Genomic DNA, 15654 nt, shown 5'->3' on the forward strand with positions numbered 1-15654 from the left:
ACCGCAGGGAACCGGAGCCGTACGAGGGCCGCCGCGCCCTAGAACAGGCTCAGCAATGCCTCCGCCGGATCGGTCAGGCCGTTCTCCCCGCCGGGCAGCGGCAGTTCGAACCACACCGTCTTGCCGCGTGGCGTCCGGCGGGAGCCCCAGGCGGCGGAGAGCAGGCCGACGAGCTGCAGCCCTCGTCCCCCCTCGTCGGTGTCGCGAGCCCGGCGCCGACGCGGCTGGACGAGACCCGCGTCCCAGACCTCGCAGACCAGCGTTCTGTCGAGGAGGAGCCGCAGCCGTATCTCACCCTCGCCGTACCGCAGCGCATTGGTGACGAGCTCGCTGACCAGCAGTTCCGCCGTGTCGACCAGGGGTTCCAGGTCCCAGGCCAGCAGTCGGCCCCGGGCGTGCTCGCGGGCCCGGCCGACGCTGCGCGGCTCACGCGGCAGGGTCCAGTCGCCGACGGAGTCCTCGGGCAGCCCTTGGACGCGTGCCATGAGCAGCGCGATGTCGTCCTCGCCGTGGTGCGTGTCGAGGGTGTTGAGGACGTGGTCGCAGACGTCCTCCAGCGAACGGGGCTCGTCGGCCCGCAGCGCGGTCGGCGGTTGGGCGGGGTCCGTGAGCGCGCCGACGAACGCCTGGAGACCCTCGTCGAGGGGGTGATCGCGGGATTCGACCAGTCCATCCGTGTAGAGCGCCAGCAGTGCCCCTTCGGGCAGTTCGACCTCCACCTCCTCGAACGGCTCACCGCCGACCCCGAGCGGCATGCCCGGCGGCACGTCGAGCATCAGCGCGCTCTCCCCCGGCTCGACCAGCACCGGCGGCAGATGCCCCGCGTTGGCGAAGGTGCAGCGGCGGGTGACTGAGTCGTAGACGGCGTACACGCAGGTGGCGAGGTATACCTCGGAGAGGTCCTTGTCGCTGGGCCGGCTGGCGGCCGTGCGGGAGGCGGACTGTGCGCCACCGGAGGTGCCCAGGCCTCGGGCGATCTCGTCGAGGGCGGAGAGCACTTCGGCGGGTTCGAGGTCCAACAGGGCCAACGTACGAACGGCCGTGCGGAGTTCACCCATGGCCACCGCTGCCCGGAGTCCGCGGCCCATCACGTCGCCGACGACGAGTGCCGTGCGGTGGCCGGGGAGTTCGATGACGTCGAACCAGTCGCCGCCGACCTCGGTGGCCGCGTTGCCGGGCAGATAGCGGCAGGCGATGTCGAGACCGGAGGCCTCGGGGTCGCCCGGGGGCAGGAGCGAGCGCTGGAGGATGAGGGCGCGTTCGTGTTCACGGCGGTACAGGCGCGCGTTGTCGATACAGACGGCGGCGCGGGCGGCGAGCTCGACCGCCAGCCCTCGGTCGCGTTCACCGAACGGCTCGCTGCCCTTGGTGCGCGAGAACTGCACGAGTCCCACGACGGTGTCGTGCGCGACCATCGGCACGGCGAGTGTCGTCTGGATCAGGTTGCCCTCCTCGGGCACCTGTTGGGGGCGGGCGGTGCGCAGGGCGTCCGCGCAGGGGGAGTTGAACGGGTAGTGGTGGACCGCGCCGACGCGCACCGGGGCCGGTCCGCCGACGAAGGGCGCGTCGGACACCGCGCTGGCGAAGGCGACGCGGCGCAGTTCGGCGCTGCCGTCGGCGAGTCCGGGCGGGGTCTCGTCGCCCACCAGGAGGCCCTGGTAGAGGTCGACGGTGGCGAGGTCGCAGAAGCCGGGGACGACCACGTCGAGGAGTTCGCGGGCGGTGGTCTCCAGGTCGAGGGAGTTGCCGATGCGTGAACCGGCCTCGTTGAGGAGGGCGAGATTCCGCCGGGCCGCCGCGGCTTCGCGGGCGGCGGCGCGGCGGGCCGTGACGTCGAGGCCCAGCCAGGCGATGCCGATGGGGCGGCCGGTGCCGCTGTGCACGCGATAGAGATTGACGGACCAGTGGCGGCGCTCGTCGGAGCCGGGCACGAAGCCCGTGATGTGCATGTCCGTGATGGAGTCGCCGGTCTCCATGACCCGTCGCAGAGTCGCCTCGACCCGCTCGGCCTCCGGGGACCGCAGATAGTCGTGGACGCCCCGGCCGCGGTGGTCGTCGACGTCGCCTCCGTAGATGGAGGCGATGCGATGGTTGACCCGCCGCACCCGAAGATCGGTGTCTATCAGGAGGAAACCAAAGGGGGATTGGCCGAAAATGGCCTGCGATGCGGCAAGGTCGGTCTCTATCCGTCGCAGCGTGCGGACGTCCACGACGATGCACACGGCGGCCCGTTCGCCACCTTCCACGGTGGTGGGCATCACATAGACCTCGGCCAGGCCCTCCACCCCCTCGGGACCCGGCACCCGGAAGGGAACCACGCCGGTCCACTCCCGGCCGTCCAGGACCTCGGCCATCTTCCGCTGGCCCTCCGCACGCCGGTCGGGATCGATGAACGCCTCGATGGGGTCCATGCCCACGGCCCGTTCGGCCGATATGCCGAACAACTGCTCGGCCCGCAGACTCCACTGGTCGACGAGTCCGTCGGCGCCGATGGAGAACGAAGCAACCTTGATGTAGTCGTATATGGATCCTGGCGGGCTGGTCTGCCACATCGCATCACCGGCCCCCTGACCGGCCATGACGCCCACGCTCGCGACGGCCTCGACGGCGGCACCCTCCGGCCCGGCATGCGCGCGCCCCCCGGGGTCCCGGCCCGTCGGGGCGTCACCCGTCCTGTCGCGTGCGGCCCCCTGTGCGGCCCCCCTGTCGCGGGAGGCTCCGCCCAGGCCTGAACCGCTCGCGGCCTCGGGCCTCGCGCGGTCCGACGGGTTCGTGGACCCCGTGGACCCCGTGGACTTCGCTGGTATCTCGCTCACGCGAACCGTCCCCTCCAGCTCACCGCGTCCGGCTTCGGTCACCAGGGGCGGCTGCCCGCAGTATCCAGCACTACGGCGCCGCGCAACACGGTGTTCACGATCACAGCACGGTCCCGATCGTTTTTGGACCGGCCGGAACATACTCCCAAGTCTTCTAACCAGGCGGTGCCCGCTCGAATCAAAGACTCCAGCCAGCGCTACTGGCTTGAACCAGTCGGTCGCACGCGCGCCCCGGGGAGCCGCCCCCTCCCCCGGACCGTACGCCGTGGACTCCGGTCGTGCACCAGGTCGTTCACCCCGTACGCCGACAAGGGGGTTCAGCCGGGAACCGCCAGCTCGAACCAGACCGTCTTGCCCGTTTCCCCGGGGCGGGTACCCCAGGCCCGGGAGGACCAGGCCACCAACTGCAGACCCCGGCCGCTCTCGTCGTCGGCATCCGCCGCGCGCTCGCGCGGGGGATCGGGCAACGGGTCGGAGACCTCGACCAGGAGAGCACCCGAGGGGTCGGCGGGGCGCACGAGCCGTACCCCGATGGGCCCCGTCGCGTGCCGCAGCGCGTTGGTCACCAACTCGCTCACCAACAGCGTGGTGATGTCCCCGAGCGTGTCGAGCCCCCACGCCCGCAGTTGCCCGCGCACCACCGCACGAGCGTCACGCACCGCCCCGGGCTCCGCCGGAAAGGTCCATTCGGCGCACTCGTCTCCGGTGTCGATCACGCCGATCACTTCCCAGTCCAGAAGCGGACCCTGTCCGATTTCGTGGGGTTAATGGGCACATACCCGATATCCCTACCGAAGTACCGCGCATGAGGGCGCACAGTGGCACGAACGGCGTAGGGGGCGCAACACCCCGACAGAAAGAGTGGGCAGCGCCCCATCAGGGGCGCGGGGAACCGTGCGAGCAGCCACAAGAAACGCACAGCCGACGAACGACTCGCACACCAGGCCGGGGCGCGGACGAACGGGACGCGGGGCGCCGCGACAGGGGGCGGCCGGGGTCCGAGGGCGCCAACCCCCGGGCATCCGGGGTCGAGGGCAGCGCCCTCAGGGGTGGCGGGTGGGACGGGTAGGGGCGGCGGGGGCGGGAGAACCGGCCACGACCGGCGGCGCGGCCACCCCGCGGCCGCTCAGCCCCCGTCACCCCAAGCGATCCGCGCCGTCTCCATCACCGCCGGCACGTCCTGATCCAGCCAGTCGACGTCCCACACCTCATCCGCGGTCAGCCAACGCACCTCGTCATGGTCCTCCAGCGGCCGTGGCTCACCGGACAGCAGATGTGCGATCCACACCCGCAGCACATAGCCCGGACGCACCACCCACTCACCGGGCACCCGCTCCGCGGACTTGGCCTCGACCCCCAGCTCCTCGCGCAGCTCACGCGTGAGGGCCTGTTCGGGCGACTCGCCGGGCTCCATCTTGCCGCCGGGCAGCTCCCAGCGTCCCGCCAGCTCAGGCGGTGCGTTACGGCGCGCGGCGAGCAGTCGTCCGTCACTCAGCAGGGCGGCCCCCACCACCACGATCGGTTCGGTCATGCGCGGGAGCCTACGGGAGGGGGCACGGGCGCCGAACAGGGTGATTCACTTGCCCGCACTCTGACCGTTCTGCCCGTTCTGCGCGATGCGTTCGACCCAGTAGAGCTGCTTGTGGCCGCGATGGTCGAGGCTGTCGGCGATCTCCTGCGCCTCAGCGCGCGTCGCGTACCTGCCGACCCGATAGCGATTGCCGTTGTCGTCCTGCCTGATGACGAGCCAGGGAAGAGTGATCGCGCCGTCGTTCATCGCCCCCCACCGATCCTTCCCGCTCCGGCTCGCCCGGGTCCCGTTCCCGTATGTCGCCGCGCCCCGCCACCTGAGGAAACCGCACTCCGCATATGCCCGAGCGTACGCCTTGCCTTTACGCAGCGAATCCGTCTTTTCACAAAGAGGTACGCAACCAGCCAAGACGAGAGGGACGCACCCCGTCGAACGCGCCGCCAATCGCTACCCGCACGCCCCCCGGCGCACCGGCGAGCAGCGATCCAGCGCCGATGTCGCGAAACGTGCCGCCACCAGGCGCCATGGCGGCCCGGCCGCAAGAACGACCGAATTCGAACTACGTTCGGACAGCCCCCGAGGCTCCGACAGGTCCAACTTCACTGAGGCAAAGGCAACTTGGCCCATGCCCGCGTCGCCGCCCCCTACACAGGGAACGGCCGCTTCCGCTCATGGGTGGACATCGTCAGTCACTTGAACCGGCCGCCACCCGCACCCATGGACGACCGGCCCTCACCCAGAGCCTCCTGGAACCCGGCGGTCACTTCACCGGAAGGTGATACGCCACGCGGTAGCGGTCCGCCGGCACCACCACGTCGGCCGTCTCCACGGGGCGGCCCGAGGCGAAGTACGTGCGCTGGACGACGAGGACTACATGGCCGGGGACACCGCCGAGGGCGAACAGTTCCTCGGCGAGGCCGGGACGGGCACCGACCTCCTCGGTGACGTTGTCCACCACGACGTCGATGGCGGCCATGCGCTCGACGACGCCCATGCCGCCGAGGGGGCCCTCCTCGGGGAGCATCACGGGTGTGCGGCCGGTGACGGCGAGGGGCTCCCAAGAGGTCGAGAGCATCATCGTCTCCCCCGCGTCCCGGAAGGTGTACTTGGTGCACATCACACGGTCATCGGGCTGGATCGCGAGCCGCTCGGCGATCGCCCGGCCGGCCTCGACCTGCTCGCTGCGCGACTCCCAGGTGCCGCGCGCGGCGACGTCGGCCTGCTCCTGCCGGAAGGGCGTCGCCCCTCCGGCGGGCCGGAACCCGGAACGGGCCACCCGGCGCGGCACGGGCCGCTCTCGCACATACGTGCCTGAACCGGAGCGGCCTTCCACCAGCCCCTCGGCCATGAGAACCTTGCGGGCCTCCAGCGCGACCGTGTCCGAGACGCCGTACTCCTGGCGGATTCGGGCCTGCGAGGGAAGGCGGGTGTGCGGCGGCAGCGATCCGTTCACGATCTTCCTGCGGAGATCACCCGCGACACGCAAGTACGCCGGCTGCTCACCGAAAGTCACTGGCCGCTCCCATCAGCTTGTACAGACAGCAACAGCGTGGCAACCGTGGGTTGTGCCGGGCAAGCAAAGGCCAGAGAATCACTCGATGTGATGACAAGTGCCTGGTGAGGGCTCACGCAGGCACTTTCTCCCCACTATGGGTGCGGTCACACGTGCGCGTCGGAGCCGCCCTCCCCCGCGCCGTCGCCGCCGCCCTCGCCGTCGTACAGCGGCGACTCGGCGGTCAGCCCCAGAGCCTTGCGGGCGGTGACCACCTTCGGGCCGTGGGTCAGCCCGTACGACTTGTCCCAGTGGTCGCTGAAGTCATCGGCGTCGCTCGCCCTGTTCGCCCCCTCCCACTCCACGCGCGCCCGGTCCAGGGCCTCGACGTAGGCGGTGACCGCCTCCTCGGCGGAGTGCCCCCATTCGTGCGCGCGAAGTGCGGACGTCTGGCGCTCCAGAGCCCGGACCATCTGCCCGGCCCACACCTTGTGCGCCGTCAGGTCGTCCTCGACGTACTCCGTGTCGGGCACGCCGTCGAAGGCGTCCCTGAGGATCGCCTCGCCCTCCAGGAACGCGAACTGGTCGTCGTCGAGGGTCGTCTCGTCCTGTCGCAGCGAGCCCGTCAGGCTGCCCTCGGCCTCCTCGTCGCCGAACACGCAGATGACCTCACGATCGCCGTAGCGCCAGCTCTGCCGGGTGGGGGTGAACCAGTAGACGTCGACGTCGGGCGGGAGAGCCCAGGTGTCCATCGCGTACGTCTCCGAGCGCACGTAGCACTGCTCGTCGGCGGCGTCGGAGACGGCGGCGTCGCCCGGGTACTCGCCCTCCGGCAGCGAGAAGACCGCGAAAACCTCCGCGTCGTGCTCACCCGCGCACGGTACGACGTCGACGTCGTACACGTCTTCCTCCAGGGAGCCACGGGGCGAGTCGAAGCACTCGCCCTTGTCCACCGAGAAGGTGCCACCCGCGCCGCTCGACACGTCGCGGAAGCCGTCCCACACGTCACGCGCGCCACCCGTGGTGAACACGAGCGTCATCAGCAGCGCGCCGATCGTCGAGAGCGCGATCCCGGCCACCGCCATGCCCTTGCCGCGCTCCCCCCTCTTGCTGATCTGCACCAGCGCGACGATCCCCAGCAGCAGCCCGACGCCCGGCAGGAAGCACAGCACCCCGAGCACGAGCGCGGCGATCGCGAGCCCGTTGAGCGGCGAGGACGGTGGCAATGGATACGTCTGCCGCCAAGCGGCGTGGCCCCAGGGCTGGGAGGTCGCGGGGTACGGATACAGATACGGCTGCTGCTGCGGCTGCGGCTGCGGCTGTCCCGGCGGCGAGAACGGGGTCGCACGGTGAGGTGGCTGAGGCTCGGGGGGCGGAGGTGTGGCCACGGTGTGCTCCTTGCGCCGAGCGGGAGGACGGAGGGGTGGGGCGAGCGGGTGGGGCGAGGGGGCGGCGGGACGCGTGGAGGCGCGTACCGAAAGGAGTGTGGGAACTGACGTGCGACTGGGCGCATGGTAAGCGGGCGGCCGGGTCACGGCGAGACAGGGGGCGGGGCGGGGCAGGACTCGGGCGAGCGGGAGAAGGAGAATCCGTCCCGTCGGCGCCGCCTGACGGAACACGGCCCCCCTCGCCCTGCGTACCGCCACTGACCACCCCGATTACCCTTCGCTCATGACCCCTCTGCCGGATCGCTTCTGCCCGACGGACGGCACGCGCGTCCCCGCCGCCTCGCTCGCCTGGTGCTGCCCGGCCTGCCGTGGCCCCCTGGACCTGGACTTCGCGCCCACCCCGGCACCGCTCAAGTCCCTGGCCGGCCGGGTGAACTCCCTCTGGCGCTACGCGGAATGCCTCCCCCTGGCGGCGCCGACGGTGTCACTGGGCGAGGGCCGGACCCCGCTCGTCGAGCTCAAGGACGGCATCCAGGCCAAGCTCGACTTCCTGATGCCCACGCTCTCCTTCAAGGACCGCGGGGCGGTGCTCCTCGCCGAGCTTGCCCTGCGGCTCGGCGCCGAGCGGGTCGTCGCCGACAGCAGCGGCAACGCGGGCACGGCGGTCGCCGCGTACTGCGCCAGGGCCGCGCTGCCCTGCACGGTGTACGTCCCGGCCCGTACGTCGGCCAAGAAGCTGGAGCAGATCGAGGCGCACGGAGCGCGGCTCCACCTCGTCGACGGCGACCGGGAGGCGACGGCCGGGGCGGCCCGCGAGGCGGCGGACGCGGACGGCGTCTTCTACGCCTCGCACGTCTACAACCCCTACTTCCTGCACGGGACGAAGACCTACGTCCACGAGCTGTGGGAGGACCTGGGCGGCCGTCTCCCCGAGGTGATCGTGGTACCCGTCGGCAACGGCACGCTGCTGTTGGGCGCGGCCCTGGCCGTCGCCGAGCTCCACGCGGCGGGCCTCATCGACCGCCGCCCCGCCCTCCACGCCGTGCAGTCGGCCGCCGTCGCCCCCCTGGCCCACGCCTGGGCCGAGGGCGCGGACGGCCTCGTCGGGGTCACGCCCCTGTCCCCCACCTCCGCCGAGGGCATCGCCATCCCCCGCCCACCCCGCGCCCGCCAGATCCTCCGTGCCGTCCGCGCCTCCGGCGGCACCTTCCTCACCGTGACGGAGGACCAGATCCGCCACGCGCAGAGGGACCTGGCCTCACGCGGCCTGTACGTCGAGTCGACGGGCGTGGCGTGCTGGGCGGCCGTACGGGAGGGGGCTCTCGAGGGTCGTACGGCGGTGGTGCCGTTGTGCGGGGCGGGCCTCAAGACCGGCTTGGCTGCCCCCTGACGGAGCGAGCGCCCCGACGGCTGAGAACCGCGGCCTGGCGGGAGCGCACTCGTGCGGTGACCGGGCATGCCCGGTCACCGCACGAGTGGGACTTCGACTCCGCTGAGCGGCGGTACGGTCGCTCAGTCCTTGCCGCCGAGCCTCCAGATCTGGTTCTTCTTGGTGGTCAGGGCGCTCGCCGCGTCGCACGGCCACTGGTGGACGAGGGCGCCGGGTGCGGTGGAGATGGTGCTGACGTCGACGCACTTGCCGCTGTGGACGGCGACGAGCTGGTAGTCGTGGCTGTTGCCGAGCGCGGTGACCGGACGGAGCGTGAACTGCTGGTTGGTGCCGCCGTTGCACGTGTACTGGATGACCGCGGCCCCGTCGGCGGTGGAGGCGTTGGCGACGTCCAGGCACTTGCCGCTGTGCTCGTTGACGATCGTGTACGTGTCCGCCTTGCCCGCCACCGGCTTGAGGTCGAGCATCTGCTGGTAGCCGCCCTCGCAGTAGTACTGCTGGTACTGCGTGCCGTTGGCGGTGGAGCGGTTGGTGTCGTCCAGGCACTGACCGCTGTGCTGGGCGACGGCGACCGTGGAGATCGTGGTGTTCGACGGCGGGAGCAGGGTGACCGTGTAGCCGTCAGTGGCATTGGTCCACGGCACGCTCACCGAGGCCGAGTTGCCGCTCACGGTCAGGGTCTGGTCGGAGACCGTCACGGGACCCGTCACCGCTCCGCCGTTGTTGTTCGGTATGCGCTGGACTATGGCGCGGACCCGGCTGTTCTCCACCAGCGAGGTGGTGTCGAGGCGGTTGAGGCTGACGGTGATGTTCCCGGTGTTGCCGTTGCTGCCCAGCAAAATCTTCGCGTTGCGAGCCGTGTTGTCCTTCGTCGCCAGAGCGTCGGTGTTCGTACCGGGCGTGACGTTCACGATGTTCCCGGTCTGCGAGCCGTAGTACCGGTACAGGAACCACTCGCCCAGCGGCAGGTACTGGCCGGCGCTGTTCTTGGTGAGCAGCTTCGCCTGGAAGTCGTGCAGGTTGTTCGCGGACGCCCAGTTGGCCCGCAGACCGTCGGCCCCGGCCCGCTCCAGGCGGGAGATGTACCAGCCGCCCCGGCCCGGGTTCTGCTCGGTGGAGCTCTCGTACTCGTTGACCTGGAACGGGCGGTTTGTGGTCATCGACCGGGCGGCCAGCTTCGACCGGACGGCGTCCGAGTCGACGACCGGGTCGCCGGGCAGGTCGTGCCAGCTGTAGATGTCCGGCTCGACGTTGTTGGCCTTGACGTAGTCCAGGTACGTGTTCCACCAGGACGAGCCGGTTGACGAGGGCTTGCCGGCGGTGCTGGGGCCGACGATCACCGCGTTCGGGAAGACTGCGTGGATCCGCTGGTAGGCGCGCTTCCACATCTCCAGGTACTGGGCCTGCGGCCGGTCCCAGAAGGGATGCCAGTCGGGTTCGTTCCAGATGTCCCACTGGATGTCGGTCATGCCGGCCGCCTTCGCGTCGGCGAGCAGACGGTCGTAGAAGGCGTCGAAGCTGGACCAGTCGCCGTTGTCACCGGGGAACGTGGGGCTGCTGCTGCCGGTCCCGTCCGAGCCCCACAGGTCGTGCGGCAGGATGACGAAGGTCGCGCCCAGCGCCTTGGTGCGCTGGTACTGGGCGCGGGTGGAGTTCCACCGGCGGTCGTACTTGCCGACGACCCAGCCGCCGGGGTTGTCGAGCTGGGCGCCCCCGGCCCGCATGAACTTCCACTTGATGTCCTTGTAGAAGTGCTCCTGCGGCAGCGAACCGTTCTCGGACATGCCGTAGATGGTGCCCGAGGCCCGGTAGGTGGGAGCGCCCCCGGCGGTGGAGAAGTCGACGGCGACAGTGGTGTCCGCGGCTTGTGACGAAGCGGCGGGCACCAGGGTCGCGCCCAGGGTGGCGAGGAGGACGGCCGCGGACGCGGCTGATCGGCGTCTGGTACGGGTTGCAGGTCCTGCGGGGGTGGTGAGCGACTTCATTGTGCGGCTCCAGGAGGGAGGGGAGGGAAAGAACCGGGGCGTGAGCGGTCCCGGGGTTGTGGGGAGGCTGCCGGTCAGCGGCTGTCTCGGTGTGCGTGTGCTTCGGCGAGGAGGAGGTAGGCGGCGGCGGTCCAGGTGTAGGCGCGGTCGCGCAGGCCGGTGCCGGTGAGGGCGTCGAAGTTCTCGGCGAAGCCGTGGGTTTCGCACAGGGCGCGGAAGCGGGTGCTGATGTCGTCGGCGAGGCGGTGGTGTCCGGCGCGGCGCAGTCCGTCCTCGATGAGGATGGTGGCGGGGGCCCAGATGGGGCCGCGCCAGTAGCCGTCGGCCAGGTAGTGGGGGGAGGTGGGCTGTTCGGTGGCCAGTCCGTACGGCGTCAGATGGGCCTTGATCTGGTCGGCCAGCGCGCTGCTGACATCGCCGGGCAGGTGCTCGCCCAGTGCGATGGGCATCAGGTCGAGGAGGCTGGCGCTGCTCCAGGTCTCCCCGGTGTCGGCTCCGCGGGCGACGAACCGCTCTCCCGTCCAGAGCTCGTCGAGCAGCGCGGCCTGGGTGTCCTCGGCGGTAAGGGACCAGCGCCGGGCCTCGTCGGACAGGTCCAGTTCGCCGGCCAGTCGGGCGAGTTCGTGCAGTTGGAGGGTGAGGAAGGCGGCCAGGTCGGCGGTGACGACGACGCGTGCGGGGTCGAAGGTGGTGGCGTTGTCCCAGCCGCTGTCGTTGCCGTGCTGGTAGTGGGACAGCGCGGCGCCGGGTGCGCGTCGCGCGGTGAGCCAGAAGTCCGTCCAGCGTTCCAGCCTGCGGTAGACCTTGGTGAGTTCGGCCCGGTCGAGGGGTTCTGCCAGGCGCTTGCGCAGATGGCCCAGAGCCCAGCCGTGGATAGGGGGCTTGACGAAGTTGTAGAGGACTTCGGAGTGGGTCACCGAGTCCGGCAGGGCGCCGCTCTCGTCCTGGTGGTCGAAGGGCAGCGAGAACTGGTCCCAGGCCAGAGCGGGGGCCCCGGGGGCCAGGGCCAGGGCGTTGAAGCAGTGGTCCCAGCTCCAGACCTTGTCCATCCAGTGCTTGGACATCAGTACCGCGGGCCGGGTGACCAGGCCCTTCGCCGCCACGGTCGCCGACCAGACGACGTAGACGGCGAGTTCGGCGGCCGGGGTGGCGTCCGAGCGCCAGGGGGCCACGGCGTTGACGAAGTCCGCGAAGGCTCCCTGGGCCGCCGCCACGATGTCGTCGAAGGGCGCCGAGGACACATAAGGCGGACGGGCGGCGTCGAACTCCTCGATCGCGAGCTCCCAGCGGCCGTCCGCCTGCGCGGTCACGGTGACACCGCGGTCGCCACTGCCCAGGGCCTGGGCTCCGGCTGTGCCGGCGAGCGCGCCGGACAACACGGTGACGCGGTAACGGCGGCCGGTCTCGTACGAGGTGAACACGTGCGCGTTCGCCGCCGGGTCGTGGAAGAAGTACGTCCCGCTGAACGGGGTCAGGGTCCGCGCGGCGGCGAGGACGCCGAAGTCCAGGCCGCTGCCCCGCAGGCGTACGGTGTCCGGCGACTCGTAGGTGAGTTCGACGCGTCCCTGCCGGCCGGTCCAGGCGAGCAGGCCCGGTGTCGCCTCGACACGGGTCTCGGCCCGCTCGCCTCTCTCCGGGTCCAAGGGCACCAGACGCAGGACGCCGTGCATGCCGTTCTGGTGCGAGACGAGGTGGAGGTCCTCGGCGTACGTCTTCTCCGCCACCACGGGCGAGATGTCGAACCAGGATCCGGACACGCTGAACGGGATGTCGTGTACGGAGAAGGCCGGGCCGGACGGTGCGGCGGTCATGTGGCGTGACTCGTTTCTGGAGCAGGGAGCGGCCGACCGGCGCGGGGAGCGCCGGTCGTCGTGGCGGGTCGGGGGAACGTCGGGGGAACTCAGTCCTTGACGGCGCCGGTGGTGACACCTGCCGCCACATAGCGCTGGGCGAGGACGAGGATGACCGCGGTGGGCAGTGACGCGACGACGGCGGTGGCCATGATGGCGTTCCACTCCTGGTTGTTGTTGCCGATGTAGTGGTAGATGCCGAGGGTGATCGGCTCGTGGGTGCCGCCGTTGACCAGGGTGTTGGCGAAGACGAAGTCGGACCACGACCACAGGAACGCGAACAACGAGACCGTGACGATCGAGTTGCGGCTCATCGGCAGGACGATCGACCAGAAGGTCCGCAGCGCCCTCGCTCCATCCATCTGCGCGGCCTGGAGCAGTTCGCCGGGGATGCCGGACATGAACGCGGTGAAGATCAGCACCGCGAAGGGGACGGCCAGGGTGGAGTCGGCGACGATCAGGCCGGGGACGGACTGGAGCAGGCCGAGCTGGAGGTAGATGGCGTAGAAGCCCATCGCCATGATGATCCCGGGGATCATCTGGGCGGCCAGCAGGACGAAGCTCAGCAGGCCGCCGCCGCGTGGGCGCAGCTTGGCCAGGGCGTAGCCGGCGGGCGCGGCCAGGGCCACGGTCAGCACGACGGTGCCCAGGGCGACGACGAGGCTGGTGCCGAGGTAGGGCAGTTGTTCGTCGAGGACGGTGCGGTAGCCGGTCAGGGTGCCGTGGGTCGGGAACAGGTCCGGTGGGCTCTTGCGCATGTCCTGCTCGGGGGTGAGGGACACGTTGAGCATCCAGTAGACCGGGAAGAGCATGATCCCGGTCAGCACTAGGCCGAGGGCCGTCTTCCAGCCTGTCCTCCCGGCAGCGCCTGACTGCCTGCCAGCGCTCGTTTTCCCGACAGCGCCTGTTTTCATGAGAGTGCCTGCTTTCGCTGGACTCGGACGTAGATCAGGCCGAACACCAGGGCGGCGATCACGAGCAGGTTGCCGACGGCCGCGCCCGGGCCGAAGGCGGGCAGGAGGTTGCCGAAGCCGAGCTGGTAGGACCAGGTGGCGAAGGTGGTGGACGAGTCCGCCGGGCCGCCCTTGGTCATAATCCAGATGATGTCGAAGACCTTGAGGGTGTAGACGAGGCCCAGCAGCAGCGTGATGGCGGAGACCGGTCGCAGCAGGGGGAAGGTGATGCGCCAGAAGCGCTGCCAGGCGTTGGCCCCGTCGAGAGCCGCGGCCTCGTACAGCGAGCCGGGGATGGACTGCAGCCCGCTGTAGAGCACGACCAGGTTGAAGGGGACACCGATCCAGACATTGGCGATGATCACCGAGGTCAGCGACCAGGACGGCGAGGTCAGCCAGTTCACCGGCCCGATGCCGACGGCGTGCAGGAGCGCGTTGACGACACCGGAGTCGCTGTTGAGCATCCACGACCAGGTGGACGCCGACACGATCAGCGGCAGCAGCCACGGGACCAGGAACAGGGCGCGCAGCGTGGCCGAGAGCCGGAAGTTCTGGTGGAAGAAGACCGCGAGGGCGAGCCCGATGGCGTACTGGAAGACCAGGCACACGGCGGTGAAGACGACGGTGTGCAGCAGGGCGGGCGCGAAGGTCGGGTCGTCGAAGACCTTCTGGTAGTTCGCCAGGCCCGTGAACGGCGCGTCGCCCTGGACGAAGGAGCGGACGGTGTAGTCGCGCAGGCTCAGGTCGAGGTTGCGGTAGAGGGGATAGGCGTAGAAGAGGACGAGGTAGCAGGTCACCGGGGCGAGGAAGGCCCAGGCGGCCCTCCCCCGGGCTCCGCCCGGGGGGACCCCCGGCGGGGAGGCCTGACGGCGCCGTTCTCGCATTGGGGCCCGGCCCGGGGCGGCGGTGACCGCCGCCCCGCTCCGGTCGTGTGCGGACCGGCGGCCGGAGAACCGTTTCGTGTCGTTCATCGGCAGACCGCGCATCCCTGGTTACTTGACGGACGACTGGGCCTTGGCCAGCGCGTCCTTCGGCGACTCGGCGCCACTGAGCGCGGACTGGACGGCCTTCCACAACTGCTCGGAGATCTTCGGGTACTTGGTGCCCAGGTCGTCGCTGGTACGGCCCTTGGCCGCCTTGACCGCGTCCACCCACGGCTTCAGCTCGGCGTTCGCCGCCACCTGCTTGTCCTGCACCTCGCTGGTGGGCGCGACGTAGGACAGCGTGGTGTCGGTGTTGTAGAGGTTGTCGGTGCTGGTCAGGCAGGTGACCAGCTTCTGCGAGGTGGCGTAGCGGCCGGCGTCCTTCTGGACCGGGATCGTCACGAACTCACCACCGGTCGGGGCCGCCGCGTTGCCGCCCGTGGCGGCCGGGACGGGGATGACCCCGTAGTCGAAGCCGGCCTTCTCGGCGTTCGCGAGCTGCCAGGTGCCGTTCTCGGAGAAGGCGTAGTCGCCGCTGGCGAACTCCTGCCAGCTGGTGGTCTGGGTGTTGTTGATGACCGAGTTGGGGGCGTAGCCCTTCTTCAGCCAGTCCTTCCAGAGGGAGAGCGCGGAGACGGCCTGCTCGGAGTCGAGTGCCGTGAGCTGCGCGCCCGAGCCCCAGAACCAGGGCAGGAACTGGAAGCTGCCCTCCTCCGTACCGATCGCCGAGAAGGTGATGCCCTTCTTGCCGGCCTTCTTGACCTTCGCCAGCGCCGCCGTCAGCGACTTCCAGTCCTTGACCGAGGCGATGTCGACGCCGGCCTCCTTCAGCACCTCCTTGTTGTAGTAGAGGGCCAGAGTGTTGGCACCGATCGGTGTGCCGTAGGTCTTGCCGCCCGACTGGCCCGCCGCGAGCAGGTTCGGGTCCGCCTTGGAGGTGTCCAGCTTGTTGTCGTCGGTCGTGGTGAGCACGCCCGCCTCGGCGAGGGTCGACACGACCGGGTTGTCGACGATGAGGACGTCCGGGGAGTTGCCCTGCTGCGCCGCCAGCAGCGTCTTGTTGGCCAGATCGCTGGTGTCGAAAGCGGTCCGCTTGATCTTCACACCCGCCTTGCCGCCGCACTGGTCCAGCAGCTTCGCCCAGTCCGAGTCCTTGGCGAACTGCGGATACGGGTCCCAGACGGTGTACGTGCCGCCGGCGGCGTCCTTCGATCCGGAGCCGCCGGAGCCGGAGGAGCAGGCGGTGGCGCTGACGGCCACGGCCAGGGCGGTCAGGGCCGCGGCGGTCAGACGGCGTTGTCTGGAGGTGCTGTACATGGCAGGTCC

At 70.3% G+C, this 15654-nt stretch carries 12 protein-coding genes; 1 reads left to right on the forward strand and 11 read right to left on the reverse strand.

Annotated elements, in window-relative coordinates:
- Nucleotides 1–38: 38 nt before the first annotated feature.
- The 6 genes from ACFY9I_RS35110 to ACFY9I_RS35135 all read right to left on the reverse strand — a co-directional run bounded on the left by ACFY9I_RS35110 (nt 39) and on the right by ACFY9I_RS35135 (nt 7227).
- Complete coding sequence (locus ACFY9I_RS35110; protein ID WP_391009195.1) at nt 39–2816, reverse strand: SpoIIE family protein phosphatase; 2778 nt, start codon at nt 2814–2816, stop codon at nt 39–41.
- Nucleotides 2817–3133: 317 nt separating this feature from the next.
- A complete protein-coding gene (locus tag ACFY9I_RS35115; RefSeq protein ID WP_391009198.1) occupies nt 3134–3541 on the reverse strand; it encodes an ATP-binding protein in 408 nt (135 codons plus the stop codon).
- Nucleotides 3542–3942: 401 nt separating this feature from the next.
- Complete coding sequence (locus tag ACFY9I_RS35120) at nt 3943–4347, reverse strand: NUDIX domain-containing protein (RefSeq protein ID WP_391009201.1); 405 nt, start codon at nt 4345–4347, stop codon at nt 3943–3945.
- Nucleotides 4348–4392: 45 nt separating this feature from the next.
- Complete coding sequence (locus ACFY9I_RS35125; RefSeq protein WP_391009204.1) at nt 4393–4593, reverse strand: SPOR domain-containing protein; 201 nt, start codon at nt 4591–4593, stop codon at nt 4393–4395.
- A 514-nt stretch (nt 4594–5107) separates the two neighbouring features.
- The gene (locus ACFY9I_RS35130) at nt 5108–5860 is read right to left on the reverse strand and encodes a GntR family transcriptional regulator (protein ID WP_391009207.1); all 753 of its coding nucleotides are present in this window, start codon (nt 5858–5860) and stop codon (nt 5108–5110) included.
- A 146-nt stretch (nt 5861–6006) separates the two neighbouring features.
- Complete coding sequence (locus tag ACFY9I_RS35135; protein ID WP_391009210.1) at nt 6007–7227, reverse strand: DUF4190 domain-containing protein; 1221 nt, start codon at nt 7225–7227, stop codon at nt 6007–6009.
- Between the two features lie 283 nt (nt 7228–7510).
- On the opposite strand from ACFY9I_RS35135, the gene ACFY9I_RS35140 reads away from it, so the two are divergent.
- Nucleotides 7511–8617: a pyridoxal-phosphate dependent enzyme gene (locus ACFY9I_RS35140; RefSeq protein ID WP_391009213.1), complete on the forward strand. Its 1107-nt coding sequence runs from the start codon at nt 7511–7513 to the stop codon at nt 8615–8617.
- 122 nt (nt 8618–8739) lie between these two features.
- On the opposite strand, the gene ACFY9I_RS35145 is transcribed toward ACFY9I_RS35140, so the two are convergent.
- The 5 genes from ACFY9I_RS35145 to ACFY9I_RS35165 form a co-directional block, all read right to left on the reverse strand.
- Nucleotides 8740–10602, reverse strand: a complete 1863-nt coding sequence (locus ACFY9I_RS35145; protein ID WP_391009216.1) for an RICIN domain-containing protein — start codon at nt 10600–10602, stop codon at nt 8740–8742.
- A gap of 74 nt (nt 10603–10676) precedes the next feature.
- A complete protein-coding gene (locus ACFY9I_RS35150; RefSeq protein ID WP_391009219.1) occupies nt 10677–12413 on the reverse strand; it encodes a trehalase family glycosidase in 1737 nt (578 codons plus the stop codon).
- 89 nt (nt 12414–12502) lie between these two features.
- Nucleotides 12503–13264, reverse strand: coding sequence for an ABC transporter permease subunit (locus tag ACFY9I_RS35155; RefSeq protein ID WP_391009280.1), 762 nt, complete (start codon nt 13262–13264; stop codon nt 12503–12505).
- Between the two features lie 98 nt (nt 13265–13362).
- Nucleotides 13363–14376 carry an ABC transporter permease subunit gene (locus tag ACFY9I_RS35160; RefSeq protein WP_391009222.1) on the reverse strand — a complete coding sequence of 338 codons (1014 nt, stop codon included), beginning with the start codon at nt 14374–14376 and terminating at the stop codon, nt 13363–13365.
- Between the two features lie 21 nt (nt 14377–14397).
- Nucleotides 14398–15645: an extracellular solute-binding protein gene (locus ACFY9I_RS35165; RefSeq protein ID WP_391009225.1), complete on the reverse strand. Its 1248-nt coding sequence runs from the start codon at nt 15643–15645 to the stop codon at nt 14398–14400.
- Between the last annotated feature and the right edge of the window lie 9 nt (nt 15646–15654).

This window comes from Streptomyces sp. NPDC012510 (genome assembly GCF_042955065.1).
Lineage (GTDB): Bacteria > Actinomycetota > Actinomycetes > Streptomycetales > Streptomycetaceae > Streptomyces.

Excerpts from the sequence above, each read along its gene's own strand:
- ACFY9I_RS35120 (WP_391009201.1), bottom strand. The coding sequence starts at position 4,347 with ATGACCGAACCGATCGTGGTGGTGGGGGCCGCCCTGCTGAGTGACGGA.
- ACFY9I_RS35125 (WP_391009204.1), bottom strand. The coding sequence starts at position 4,593 with ATGAACGACGGCGCGATCACTCTTCCCTGGCTCGTCATCAGGCAGGAC.
- ACFY9I_RS35140 (WP_391009213.1), top strand. The coding sequence starts at position 7,511 with ATGACCCCTCTGCCGGATCGCTTCTGCCCGACGGACGGCACGCGCGTC.
- ACFY9I_RS35145 (WP_391009216.1), bottom strand. The coding sequence starts at position 10,602 with ATGAAGTCGCTCACCACCCCCGCAGGACCTGCAACCCGTACCAGACGC.
- ACFY9I_RS35150 (WP_391009219.1), bottom strand. The coding sequence starts at position 12,413 with ATGACCGCCGCACCGTCCGGCCCGGCCTTCTCCGTACACGACATCCCG.
- ACFY9I_RS35155 (WP_391009280.1), bottom strand. The coding sequence starts at position 13,264 with ATGCTCTTCCCGGTCTACTGGATGCTCAACGTGTCCCTCACCCCCGAG.
- ACFY9I_RS35160 (WP_391009222.1), bottom strand. The coding sequence starts at position 14,376 with ATGAACGACACGAAACGGTTCTCCGGCCGCCGGTCCGCACACGACCGG.
- ACFY9I_RS35165 (WP_391009225.1), bottom strand. The coding sequence starts at position 15,645 with ATGTACAGCACCTCCAGACAACGCCGTCTGACCGCCGCGGCCCTGACC.